Origin of the sequence: Polyangium sp. 6x1, from assembly GCF_029946515.1 — a bacterium.
In the GTDB taxonomy this organism is placed as follows: Bacteria; Myxococcota_A; Polyangia; order Polyangiales; family Polyangiaceae; genus Polyangium.
Genome location: NZ_JARZHH010000011.1, coordinates 172,165 through 184,376 on the forward strand (window position 1 = coordinate 172,165; position 12,212 = coordinate 184,376).

The window sequence follows — 12,212 nt, forward strand, 5'->3', positions numbered from 1 at the left end:
ATGTCCGGCCTCGAAGTTTTCAAGCACGCCGACAGCTGGGCGAGCCTCGCGACGCTCACGGGTCTCGAGGTCGTGCTCGGGATCGACAACATCGTCTTCCTCACGCTCACGACGAACAAGCTGCCGGCGAAGCAACAGCCCGCGGCGCGTTCGCTCGGCCTCGCGCTCGCGCTGTTCATGCGCCTCGGCCTGCTCTTCGGGCTGACGTGGGTGATGAGCTTGACGAGCAATCTCTTCTCGCTCCTCGGCCATGCGTTCTCCGCGCGCGACCTCATCCTGCTCGGCGGCGGCCTCTTCCTCATCGCGAAGAGCACGCACGAGATGTTCGAGCGCCTCGAGGTCGAGGGCGAGAAGGACGGCAAGCCCGTCAAGCACATCTCGTTCGGCTTCGCGGTCGCGCAGATCGTCCTGCTCGACATCGTCTTCTCGCTCGACTCGGTCATCACCGCGGTCGGCATGGCGCAGCACCTGACGATCATGGCCACCGCTGTTGTGATCGCCGTCTTCGTGATGCTCCTCTTCGCCGGGGCGATCGGCCGCTTCGTCAACCGTCACCCGAGCATGCGGATCCTCGCGCTGAGCTTCCTCCTGCTCATCGGCGTGCTGCTCGTGGCCGAGGGCATGGGCCAGCACATCAACAAGGGCTACATCTACTTCGCCATGGCCTTCTCGCTCGGCGTCGAGCTCATCAACATGAAGCTGCGCGCGCGCCAGCAGGCGCCCGTCGAGCTGCACAACCCGTACGAGGACCGCGCGCCGTGATCCGCGCTCTTCATCTCGCCGCGCTCGCCGCTTCGATGCTCGCCCTCGCGGGTTGTCCCGAGGGCTCCGCCGCCGTCGCGCAAAACGCCGACGCAGGAGCGCCCGTCGACGCGGGCGCCTCGGACGCACAGGGCACGGTCCCTTGGCAGTCGTCGTCGTCCGCGCCTGCGTCTCCGCCTGCCGAGCCGAGCGGCGAGCGCGCCTCGCTCGAGCTCCTTCAGCTCACGCTCACGTCCGACGTGCAGAAGAAGGAGCCCGTCGACACGCTCGACGCCGCGCCTCCCGGGACGCGCGTCTACGCGCACCTGAAGCTGCGCAACCGCTCGCAGGACAAGCGCAAGGTGCACGTCGACTTCCTCGTGAACGGCAAGCTCCGCACGCCGCTCGACCTCACCGTCGAGCCGTCGTGGTCGTTCCGCACCTGGGGCTACAACACGATGCAAGCCGGCGACACCGGCGAGCTCGAAGTGCGCGTGCTCGACGACAGCGGCGCGACGCTCACCACGGCGCGGCTGCCCATCAAGGCCAAGTCGAAGGCCAAGTAGGCGCCGCGCGCGTGGCGCGCCGTCTTCGCGCTGCTTCGTTCAGCCGCAGCGCCTCCAGTGGAGCCGCAGCACCTCCATGCCCCACACCGGCGTGAGCTGGATGCGGCCCGCGCCCGTTGCGCTTCCGAGCGTGCTCACGTTCACGGCGGTGCGGATGTTGAGCGGCCGCTGCGCCCCGCACGGCGAGAACGGACCCACCGCGCCAGCCGGCTCGCGCAGCACGAAGCGCTCCGCGAACGGACCGCGCAGCGTCGTCTGCACCGGGTTCTCGCCGAGCTCACCCGTGAAGTACCGCTCGACGTCGACCGTCGCGGTGACGCCGTCGTCGAGCTCCGCGGAGCCGCGGTACCCGTACTCGTTCGTCACGGCGTACGACCAGCCCGGCGTGTGATCGAGTTCGAGGATCACCTGGCAAAACACACGTTGCGCCGAGAGCGGCACGCCGGGCCCTGCGGAGGCCGCGAGCGCGCCGTCGAGCAGGACGATGTGCTGACCGTCGCTGCCGAGGACCGCCCGCACCGCACCTGACGGGCATCCGGTGCCGAGCGCCGTGATCGAGCGGAGAGAGACCTCGGGCGGCGTCTCTGCCTTCGCGATGGCGGGCGTGACGAGCGCCGAGAGCCCGAGCCCGAAGAACACCCGAGCGGACGTCTTTTTCATGGAATCCTCCCCTGGGGCCCGTGCCCCGGTATCGATGTGGGCGGCGCGCGCGCCTCGCACGCCGGCCGTGAGCACCTCGAGCCGATCGAGCTCGTCGGCAAGGCGATCCGCGCCGGACTCGTTCGCTCTGTTCACCACGGATTCCCGGGGAAAAACCGATTCGCCCGTTCGCCGTCATCTTCGTCTTCGGCTCGGCGTACACTCCGCGGTATGAGCCGCGAGGTCGACGCACCGCTCCGCTCCGACGTCCGTTTCCTCGGTCGCTTGCTCGGCGAGGTGCTCGTCGAGCAAGAGGGCGAGGCGCTCTTCTCCGTGGAAGAGGTGATCCGCAAGCTCTCGATCCGCAGGCGTCGAGGGCCCCGCGCGGGCAGGTCCGAGGCGCAGAAGGAACTCGTGCGGCAGCTCGAAGCACTGCCGATCGAGCAAGCCGAGCCCGTGCTTCGCGCGTTCGCGATGTACTTCCGCCTCGTCAACATCGCCGAGCAGCACCACCGCATCCGGCGCGCGCGCGCCCACGCGAGCAGCCCCGGCGAACCGCCGCAACGTGGCTCGCTCGCCGCCGTGATGCTCGCCGCGAAGAGCGCCGGCGTCTCGGCCGATGCGATGCGCGAGGCGCTCGCGCGGCTCGAAGTCACCCTCACCCTGACGGCGCATCCCACGGAGGCGATGCGACGCACGGTGCTCGAAAAACTCTACCGCGTCGCGCGGCGCCTCGAAGAGCGCGACCGATGCCGCCTGCTCCCGCGGGAGGAAGAAGAAGCACGCGCGGCCATCCGCGAGGAGATCACGCTGCTCTGGCAGACGGACGAGGTGCGTCGCGAAAAACCCACCGTCGGCGACGAGGTGAAGAACGTCCTCTGGTACGTCGAGGAGATCTTCTGGGACCTCTTGCCCGAGCTGCCGCTCGAGCTCGGGCGCGCGTTCGAACGTGCGTACGGCGAACCGCTCGACACGCTGCCGATGCCGCTCCGGATTCACGCCTGGCCCGGCGGCGACATGGACGGCAATCCGAACGTCACGCCGGAGGTCGTCGAGGATGCGCTCCGCGGGTATCGCGCCCGAGGCCTTCGGCGATGGCTCGGCGCCGTGCGCGAGCTCGGCGGAGCGCTCTCGCAGTCGGCGCGGCACGCGCGTGTGCCCGAGGCGCTCATCACTTCGCTCGCGGCCGATGCGATCGCGATGCCCGGCGTGGCCGCGCAAGAGAGCGCGCAGACCGAGGGCGAGCCGTGGCGGCGCAAGCTGCGCTTCGTGGAGGCGCGGCTCGCGGCAGCGCTCGAAGGCGTGGAGCAGGAGCGGCACGCGGCGAGGCAACGCGCGCCGCAGTCCCGGAGCATTCCGCCGCTCTCGCGGGGTCATGCGAGCGCGATCGGCAGTCACGCCGAGCTCGGCGTCGCGTACCGCACGACCGAGGAGCTCCATCGCGACCTCCTGCTCATCGCCGACACGCTGCGCGAGGCGAACGCCTCGAACGCGGGGGAGAAGCGGGCGCGCGCGCTCGCCGAACGGGTGCGTGTGCTCGGCTTGTCGATCGCCGAGCTCGAGCTTCGCGCGCCCGCGGAGGACGCGGTGGCCGCGGCGGCGTGGCTCGCGGGCGGCGGCGAGGAGACGCCCGGCGCCGCGCGCCTGCTGGCCGCGCTCCGCAAGCTCGCCGAGGCCCAGCGCGAATATGGCGAGCGCGCGTCCCGCACGCTGATCCTCTCCATGACCCAGCGCGCGGAGGACATCCTCGCGGCGCTCACGCTGGCGCGTGCCGCGGGATTGTACGACGTCGACAAACAGGCCGTCACGGTCGACATCGTCCCGCTTTTCGAGACGCACGACGCGCTCGTCTCCGCGCCGACCATTCTGCGCACGCTGCTCGCGCACCCCGAGTATCGCCGCCACCTCGCCGCCCGCGGCGCGCAGGAGGTCATGGTCGGCTACAGCGACTCCGGCAAGGAAGTCGGGCTCCTCTCGGCGTCCTTCGCGCTCCGCAAGGCGCAGACGGAGCTCGCGAAGGTCTCGCGCGAGGCGCGCATCGCGCTCCGCGTGTTCCACGGCCGCGGTGAATCCGTCGCGCGCGGCGGAGGGCCTGCGCAGCAGGCCATATTGGCGCTCCCCGCGGGCAGCGTGGCCGGGCGGTACAAGGCGACCGAGCAAGGCGAGGCGCTCGACCACAAATATGCGCGTCCCGAGCTCGCCCTGCGCACGCTCGAGCTCGTGGTCGGCGGCGCCCTCTTGCATACCCTCGGCGCCGAGGAGCGCTCCTCCGAGGAGGACGAGCGTCGTTACATGGAGGCCTTCGAGGAGCTCGCCGAGGAAGGGCGGCGCGTCTATCGCACGCTCGTCTGGGAAAACCCTCGCTTCGTCGATTTCTTCACCACGGCGACCCCGGTCGACGAAATCGCGCGATTGCCGATCGGCTCACGCCCGAGCAAGCGCAAGACCGGCGGCCTCGAAGCGCTGCGCGCGATCCCCTGGGTCTTCGGCTGGACGCAGACGCGCGCGATCCTTCCCGGCTGGTATGGCGTCGGCAGCGCGCTCGACGCATTCGCGCAGCGTGAGGGCGGCGCCGAGCTGCTCGTCGAAATGACGAAAAAGTGGCCCTTCTTCCGGACCGTGCTCGACAACGTGCAAATGGTGCTGGCGAAGAGCGACATGGAGATCGCCGCCCGGTATGCCGCCCTCGCCTCGCCCGCGACCCGCAAGGCCGTCTGGCCGGCGATCGAGGAGGAGCACGCGCGCACGGTGGAGTGGATCAAGCGCCTCTTCGGCGTGAAGCGATTGCTCGACGGAAACCCCACGTTGCAGAGGTCGATCGACCTCCGCAACCCGTACGTGGACCCGATGTCGTTCTTGCAGGTGGCGCTGCTTCGCCGGAAGCGGGCGGGGGACACGTGCTGCGACCGGGCGATCCTGCTCTCCATCAATGGGATCGCCGCGGGAATGCGCAATACCGGCTAGAACAGGCGGTTTCCGTCGAGATCGCAGCCGGGCTCGCCGGGCAGACACTTGCCGCCGCCGGGCTTCGGGCCCTCGTTTTGCTTGGGCGCCGGCCCCCTCTGCCCCGGGCGCGCCGCCGGGGCCTCGTTCGCCGCGTTCTTCGCCTCTTCGAGCTCGCGCGCCCGGCGCTTCTCCTCTTCGAGCCGCGCCGCGGTCTCGTCGAGGCGCTTTCCATTCGCGTCGAGCTTCGCGCGCAGGCGCGCCGCCTCCTCGCGCGTCGCCTCGACCTCCGCCGACTGGTTCGCCAGGGACGCGTCCTGATCCGGCTTGATCTTGCCGAAATACAGGCCCAGCCCGCTGCCGAGCAGCGCCGCGGCGCCCACCACGCACGAGACCAGGGCGCGCTTCAGCTTCTTTTTCTTCTCGTCCTCGCGCAGCGCCGCGAGCGCCCGCTCGTGCTCGTCGGCCTTGCGCATCATCTCCATCCGGGCCTGCGCCTCGACCTCGGCGCGCGCGCGCTCCACCTCCGCGAGCCGCAGCGCCTCGAGCCGGGCCGCCTCCTCGCGCCGCACCGCTTCTTCCCGGGCGATCCGCTCGGCCTCGGCGCGCGCCTGCTGCTGCAACGCCTCCGCCTCGCGCCGCGCCGCCTCTTGCCGGGCGATTCGCTCGGCCTCGACACGCGCGCGCGCGGCCTCTTCTTCCTCGCGCATCGCCTGGTCATGCAGAGAAAGGAGCTGGTTCAGCGAAAAAAGGACGGAGTTGTCTCGCGTGGCAGCCATGGGGGAATGCCTCCCGATAGGGCAAAAGATCACGACATCGACGCGGCACCGCCGAGGCGGCCATCACGTCGTGCGCATGGATTGGACGCGCAGCCCCCGTGGAACTTTGAACCCATCCGGTAAATTTTTCGCCAGTCGCGTCCGTGTGGGGTGGGCGGCGCGGATACGCCTCAGTCGCGGCACATGTCGCTCGGGCGGCAGTCGGCCATCGCGCTGAGGGTGTCGAAGGTTGCGTCGCAGCCGGACGTGTTGATCTCGCTCAGACACTCCGAGAGCTCCTCCTGATCGATGCCCTCGGTGCATCCGTACAGGTTCAGGTCCTGCCGCTCGTTTTTTCGCACGGATTGGAGGCACGCATCGCGGTTCGCGAAGCGCTCTCCCTGGCCGATCTGGTTGCAGCGCATGGCGCGGTCGCAGCGCGCATCGGCCAGCGATTGCAGGGCCCGGTTGACGTCGCTGCGGGGCGATTCGCCGAGGGCGCGGTCCTCGCGGCGGCATGCGCCGAGCGCGACACTGGCCCCGAGGACGACGAACAGCAGAGCGGGAGCGTAGTGGGTTCTGGTCTTCGCCATGTCGCGCCCGCGGTGCAATCGGGGCGCCAGCGTCGCGCCGCGCAGGACGGCACGAGATGGCAGCGGACGGACGTCGCGAAGGGCCTGAGAGCGCGGACGGACCGAGCGAGCCCGACCACCGGATCTCTTGAATGCGCGGCCTTTCGCCGCTACGGGTGGAACATGCCCGACCTTCTTATCCGAGCCTCCTTGCCCGAGCTGGCCTTGATCGTGCTCGCCTTCTTCGGGGGTTTGACGATCTTCAACGTGCCGATCGGGTTCGCGCTCGAGCGCCTGTTCCGGCACCGCCGCATTTACGACGTACCCCTCGCGGCGGGCCAGTACCGCTTCGAGCTCGTGGGAAACCTCGTCTTTCTCGCGGTCGTCGTGACGACGTTCACGGCCGTGCTCTCCTCGGGCCTCGTGCGCTTCGGCGAGACCTCGCTCGTGCGGGACGGCCTCACGTTCTTCACGATGTCCGCAGGTTTTCAGGTGTTTTATTACTTTCTCCATCGGGCCATGCACCACCGCACGCTCGTGCGGTTTCACAGGTGGCATCATCGCTCCCACGTGACGACGCCGCTCACGGGTCAATCGATGAGCTTCGTCGAGTCGTGCGCCTGGATGATCGGGTATGCCGGGCTGCCACTCGCCATGTCGTACGTCGCGCCGATCGGCTTCTGGGGCTGGGCCGCGTATCTCGTCGTCAACGTCGGCGGCAACATCGTCGGGCACGCGAACGTGGAGATCACGCGCTCCATGAAGGGCATCCGGTGGCGCTCGATCAACGCGAATCCGTTCGTGTATCACGCGCTCCATCACGCCCGCTGGACAGGCCATTACAGCTTCCAGTCCGCGATCATGGATCGGCTCTGCGGCACCGAATGGAAGGACTGGCCGGTCCTCCTCCAGCGCGTCATGGACGGCCATCCGATGAAGAGCCTCAAGGAGCGCGCCGATCCGTCCTGACCCGGCCGTCCAGGACCTACCGCCGCATGGGAAAAAAGCACGACCACGCCGCTCCGCTCCCCTGTGCCGGCCAAACGCAAATCGGATAGTCTGCGTCCGTGCCGGCAAACCCTCCCCTCGACAGGCCCTCCATCGACGAGCTCGAGATCTCGGACGCGGAGATCGCCTCCTTCCGCGACGCGCCGCCTCCGCCGCCGCCGGCGGCACGCCCCGCGCTCACGCCCGCGTCGCTCCCGCTCGTCCAGCGCACGGCCTACGCCATCAGCGGCGTCTTCGCCGAGGGCGGGATCGGCCGCATCATGAAGGCGCGTGATACGCGGCTCGACCGCACGGTCGCCATCAAGGAGCTGCTCTCCACCGACGCGGCCGAGGCCGAACGCTTCGTCTACGAGGCGATCATCACGGCGCGCCTGCAGCACCCCTCGATCGTCCCCGTGCACGAGGCCGGCCGCTGGCCGACGGGCGAGCCGTTCTACGCGATGAAGCTCATCACGGGCAAACCCCTCGGCGACGTGATGAACGAGGCGCACACGCTCGAACAGCGCCTCGCCCTGCTCCCGCACCTGCTCGCCGTGGCCGACGCGATGGCGTATGCGCATAGCCAGCGGATCGTCCATCGCGACCTCAAGCCGGCGAACGTCCTCGTGGGTCGGTTCGGCGAGACCGTGGTCATCGATTGGGGCCTCGCGAAGGACCTGAACGACGCCTTCGCCGAGCCGCTCTCCGGCAGACCCCGGCCGCCGGCGTCCGAGGAGAAATCGGTCAGCAGGAGCGCGAATTTGACGTCGGTCGGCGCGATCATGGGCACGCCCGCGTACATGCCCCCCGAGCAGGCCATGGCCAAACCCGTGGACGAGCGCGCGGACGTGTATGCGATCGGCGCGCTCATGTATCGCGCGCTCTCCGGCGTGGCCCCGTACGACGTCCCGGGCGGGGACGTGATCGACGTGGCCCTCAAGGTCCTCGAAGCGCCGCCCGTGCCGCTCGCCGAACGGCAAAAAGGGATCCCCGAGGACCTGCTCGCCATCGTGGAGAAAGCGATGGCCCGCGACGCGGCGAAGCGATATCCGACGGCGAAGGAGCTGGCCGACGACCTGCGCCGATTCCAGATGGGCCAGTTCGTCGCGGCACACACGTATTCGCGCGGCGAGATCGTCCGCCGCTTCATCAAGCGCCGCCGCACGCCGCTCCTCGTGGGCCTCGTCGGCGTCGTGGCCCTCTCGGTCGTCGGTATCTTGAGCCTCACGCGCATCATCCAGGAGCGCAATCGAGCGCAGGCGAACGAGATCGAGGCGCAGCAGCAAAAGGCCGAGGCCCAGGCGCAGCGCCTCGAAGCCCAGCAAAAGCATGCCGAGGCCACGAAGCGCGCCGACGAGCTCACGATCTCGCAGGCCCGCGGCCTCATGGAGCGGGACCCGAGCCAGGCCATCGCGTGGCTGAAGACGCTCTCGCCGAACAGCCCGCGTTTCCCCGCCGCGCGCACGCTCGCCGCCGACGCGCTCGCGCGCGGCATCGGAAAGGTCTTCCGGGCGCACAACGGCGGCATCAACGCGGTCGCGTTCGCGCCCGACGGCCGCACCATTGCGACCGCGAGCGACGATCGCACCGTGCGGGTCTGGGACGTCGAGGCGGGCACGCACAAGGTCCTCGCGGGCCACGGCGACGAGGTCTGGGCCGCGGCATTCTCGCCCGACGGAAAGCTCCTCGCCACGGGCGGCAAGGACAAGAGCGTGCGGCTCTGGGACCTCGCGTCGGGCACCTCGCGCATCCTCGCGGGCCACGAGCAGTGGATCACGAGCATCCGCTTCTCCGCGAACGGCCAATGGCTCACCTCGCAGGGCTTCGGCGACGGCGTCTTCCTCTGGAACGTCGCGGCCGGGACGGGAAAGCGGGTCGCCGTGAACACGGGCATCGAATTGAGCCGCGGCGCGGTCTTTTCGAGGGACGGGCGCATGCTCGTCCTCGTCGAGAAGGGAAAACTCGTCGTCTGGGATCTCGCGACGGACAACAGCCGCAGTTTCTCCGGCCAAACCTCGACCTGCACCAGCATCGCGGTCTCCGGCGACGGGCTGTTCGTGGTCACGGGCGGCGTCGACGGCTCGCTTCGGCTCTGGAACACCTCGAAGGGCGCGCTCCGCACGTTCCCCGGCCACACGAAGGAGGTCACGGCGCTCGCGTTCTTGCCGAACGGAACCGCGTTCGTCTCCGGCGCGAAGGACCGCGCGGTTCGTTTTGCGGATCTCTCGAATGGCGCGACCCGGCTGCTCGGCCAGTACGGCGGCGAGGTCAAGACGCTCGCGGTCTCGCCCGACGGCAGCCGCGTCGCCGCCGTGGGGCAGGACCGCAACGTGGTCCTGTGGGACGTCAGCAATGGCCAGCGCCGCACGCTCGGCGGATTCCAGGATTGGCTCGGCCTCCACGGCGTCGCGTTCTCGCCCGACGGAAAGCGCCTCGCCGCGGCCGGGTTCGACCAGACGATGCGGGTCTGGGAGCTCGGCACGCAGATCGATCGGGTGGTCGGCGAGCACGAGGGCGCGGCCACGACCGCGGCCTTCCTGCCCGACGGAAAACGCGTCGTCTCGGCGGCGGACGACGGCACGGTGCGCCTCTTCGATCTCGCCTCGGGCGCGCCGCAAATCGTCGATCGGCACAGCGGCAAGGTCAGCGACCTGCGGGTTTTTCCAGATGGAACCGCGATCGCCTCCGCCGGCGAGGACGGCGCCGTGCGGATCGCCTCGCTCGCGGGCGAGCCGCCCAAGGTATTGCGCGGCCATGCGGGGCGCGTGGCGCGCATTGCGATCGCGCCCGACGGAAAGCACCTCGCCTCCGGCGGCGCCGACAAAAAGGTCCGGCTCTGGGACGTCGCCACGGGGCAAGCCGAGGTCCTCTTCGAGCACGAAAAACCCGTCGAGACGCTCGCGTTCTCGCCGGACGGCGCGGTCCTCGCCACGGGCGGCGCCGACAAGACCGTGCGCATTTATCGATTCGCGACGAAAGAAGCGAAGACGCTCGGCAGCTACGAGCGCCCGGTCCGCGCGGTCGCGTTTTCACCGGACGGCAAAACGCTCGCCTCGGGCAGCGCCGACCATACCATCGGGCTCTGGGACCTCGCGACCGAAAAGGGCCGCGTGATCGACGCGAGCGGCAATGGCGTCACCGAGATCGTGTTTTTCCCGGACGGCGCCACGTTCGCCTCGCTCGGCTCGGAGCCCTCGGTGCGCCTCTGGGAGACGGCCACGGGCAAACCCCGCGACATCCTGCGCGGGCACGGAAAGACCGTGGTGAGCATCTCCGTCTCCTCCGACGGAAAACGTATCGCGTCGGCGAGCCTCGACGGCAGCGTCCGCATCTGGGACCTCACGAGCCACGAGGATCGGCCGCTCGCCGGGCACGCGGGCGGCATTGCGTCGATCGCGTTCTCGCCGGACGGCCGCGCGCTCGTCTCGACGGGCCAGGACCGGACGGTGCGGCTCTGGGGCGACGACCTGCCCTCGGACGAGGCGGGCCTGCGGGTCTGGCTCGACGCGGCCACGAAGGACGTCGTGCACCTGGACGATCGACCGGCTTCGCCCGAGCCCACGCGCTGACATCCTCCCCTTCCGCCTCGCCGCGGGAGCCCTAGCCTCATGGTGGGGGTTTCGTGGTGCATCGCGCCTCGCTTCGACGTCGCGCCTGGGTCCTCGTGCTCGCTCTCTATGCCCTCTTGTTCGGCGCGTTCGCGCACGGGCAGCAGGAGGCGGCGCGGCCGATCGTGTATGTCGCGCCCCTGCGCGGGGAGATCGACAATGGCCTCGCGCCTTACGTGCAGCGCGCCGTGCGACAGGCCGAGCAAGCCGGCGCCGCCGCGCTCGTCTTGCCGATCGATACCCTCGGCGGACGTGTGGACGCGGCGCTCGTCATTCGGGACGCATTGCTCGACGCGCGGATCCCCACGGTCGCATTCGTCGATCCGCGGGCGATCTCCGCAGGCGCGCTCATCGCGCTCGCGGCCGAGGACATCGCGATGGCCCCGGGCGCGACGATCGGCGCCGCCGCGCCCGTCGTCGCCGGGCCCGAGGGGCGAGCGGAGCCCGCCGGGGAAAAGGCCACCTCGTTCGTACGCAAAGAGTTTCGCGCGACGGCCGAGGCGCGCGGCCGGCCTACGGCGATCTTCGAGGCCATGGTCGACGCGGACGTGGAGATCCCGGGCGTCGTGGCCAAAGGAAAGCTGCTCACGCTGACGACCGAGGAGGCGCTCGCGCTCGGCGCCGCGAGCTATCGCGCCGAGACGCTCGACGACATCCTGGCGAAGCGAGGTTTGTCCGGCGCGGAGATTCGCACGCTCGCGCCGAACTGGGCAGAGAAGCTCGTGCGTTTTTCGACCTCGCCCCTCGTCAGCTCGCTCCTGCTCGGGTTCGGGCTCATGGGGCTGTTCGTAGAGATCCGCACGCCGGGGTTTGGCGCGCCAGGCATCGCCGGGCTCGTTTGCCTCGCGCTGTTCTTCTGGTCGCACGCGATCCTCGCGCTCGTGGGCTGGGAGGAGCTCGCGCTCGTGGGCGGCGGAATCGCGCTCCTCTTGCTCGAAATCTTCGTGATTCCAGGGTTTGGCCTGGCGGGCGTCCTCGGCGCGGCAGCCGTGCTCGCGGGGCTCGGGATGAGCTTCGTCGGCCCGGGCGTGACCCCGGCCGGCGCGGTCCATGCCGCGGCCGGGGTCTCCCTCGCGCTCGTGGTCACGCTCGTCGGGGCCGCGCTCCTTTTGCGGCTCCTGCCTCGATTGCCGTTCGGCCGAAGGCTCGTCCTCGAATCGGGGCCCCGCGAGCACGCGCTCCCCTTCGCGGCGTCGCCGCTCGACGCGATCTTGCCCGGCGACCTCGGCAAGGCGGCCTCGCCGCTCAGGCCTTCGGGCATCGCGGAGATCACGGGCGCGCGGGTCGATGCGCTCTCCGAGGGGGAATACATCCCGGCCGGCGCGCCGCTCGAGGTGCTCCGCGTGGAGCGGAGCTACGTGGTCGTGCGGCGCGCCGCCGAGAAAGAAAATGGGTGAA

At 69.9% G+C, this 12,212-nt stretch carries 9 protein-coding genes; 6 read left to right on the forward strand and 3 right to left on the reverse strand.

Going from position 1 to position 12,212, the window contains the following annotated elements:
- Together QHF85_RS14015 and QHF85_RS14020 are read left to right on the forward strand one after the other, a co-directional pair.
- Entirely contained in the window at positions 1-762 is a 762-nt protein-coding gene (locus QHF85_RS14015; RefSeq protein ID WP_281327661.1) for a TerC family protein, read from the forward strand.
- On the forward strand, positions 759-1,307 hold the full coding sequence (locus QHF85_RS14020; protein ID WP_281327662.1) for a hypothetical protein: 549 nt from the start codon (positions 759-761) through the stop codon (positions 1,305-1,307). Before QHF85_RS14015 ends, QHF85_RS14020 begins: the two co-directional genes overlap by 4 nt.
- 39 nt (positions 1,308-1,346) lie before the next feature.
- Here QHF85_RS14020 and QHF85_RS14025 read toward each other — a convergent pair whose 3' ends face one another.
- Positions 1,347-2,102, reverse strand: coding sequence for a DUF4360 domain-containing protein (locus QHF85_RS14025; protein ID WP_281327663.1), 756 nt, complete (start codon positions 2,100-2,102; stop codon positions 1,347-1,349).
- Positions 2,103-2,177: 75 nt separating this feature from the next.
- Here QHF85_RS14025 and QHF85_RS14030 point away from each other — a divergent pair, with 75 nt between their 5' ends.
- On the forward strand, positions 2,178-4,910 hold the full coding sequence (locus QHF85_RS14030; RefSeq protein WP_281327664.1) for a phosphoenolpyruvate carboxylase: 2,733 nt from the start codon (positions 2,178-2,180) through the stop codon (positions 4,908-4,910).
- Here the strand turns inward: QHF85_RS14030 and QHF85_RS14035 are convergent.
- Entirely contained in the window at positions 4,907-5,668 is a 762-nt protein-coding gene (locus tag QHF85_RS14035; protein WP_281327665.1) for a hypothetical protein, read from the reverse strand. The genes QHF85_RS14030 and QHF85_RS14035 overlap by 4 nt on opposite strands.
- A 170-nt stretch (positions 5,669-5,838) precedes the next feature.
- Positions 5,839-6,240 (reverse strand): DUF6184 family natural product biosynthesis lipoprotein, encoded by a 402-nt coding sequence (locus tag QHF85_RS14040; RefSeq protein ID WP_281327666.1) that lies wholly within the window; start codon positions 6,238-6,240, stop codon positions 5,839-5,841.
- Between the two features lie 162 nt (positions 6,241-6,402).
- On the opposite strand from QHF85_RS14040, the gene QHF85_RS14045 reads away from it, so the two are divergent.
- The 3 genes from QHF85_RS14045 (at position 6,403) to QHF85_RS14055 (ending at position 12,211) form a co-directional block, all read left to right on the forward strand.
- The gene (locus QHF85_RS14045) at positions 6,403-7,188 is read left to right on the forward strand and encodes a sterol desaturase family protein (protein WP_281327667.1); all 786 of its coding nucleotides are present in this window, start codon (positions 6,403-6,405) and stop codon (positions 7,186-7,188) included.
- Between the two features lie 98 nt (positions 7,189-7,286).
- The gene (locus QHF85_RS14050; RefSeq protein ID WP_281327668.1) at positions 7,287-10,775 is read left to right on the forward strand and encodes a protein kinase; all 3,489 of its coding nucleotides are present in this window, start codon (positions 7,287-7,289) and stop codon (positions 10,773-10,775) included.
- A 56-nt stretch (positions 10,776-10,831) separates the two neighbouring features.
- Positions 10,832-12,211 (forward strand): NfeD family protein, encoded by a 1,380-nt coding sequence (locus QHF85_RS14055; RefSeq protein ID WP_281327669.1) that lies wholly within the window; start codon positions 10,832-10,834, stop codon positions 12,209-12,211.
- Position 12,212: the final 1 nt, after the last annotated feature.

Excerpts from the sequence above, each read along its gene's own strand:
- QHF85_RS14030 (WP_281327664.1), top strand. The coding sequence starts at position 2,178 with ATGAGCCGCGAGGTCGACGCACCGCTCCGCTCCGACGTCCGTTTCCTC.
- QHF85_RS14045 (WP_281327667.1), top strand. The coding sequence starts at position 6,403 with ATGCCCGACCTTCTTATCCGAGCCTCCTTGCCCGAGCTGGCCTTGATC.
- QHF85_RS14035 (WP_281327665.1), bottom strand. The coding sequence starts at position 5,668 with ATGGCTGCCACGCGAGACAACTCCGTCCTTTTTTCGCTGAACCAGCTC.
- QHF85_RS14040 (WP_281327666.1), bottom strand. The coding sequence starts at position 6,240 with ATGGCGAAGACCAGAACCCACTACGCTCCCGCTCTGCTGTTCGTCGTC.
- QHF85_RS14015 (WP_281327661.1), top strand. The coding sequence starts at position 1 with ATGTCCGGCCTCGAAGTTTTCAAGCACGCCGACAGCTGGGCGAGCCTC.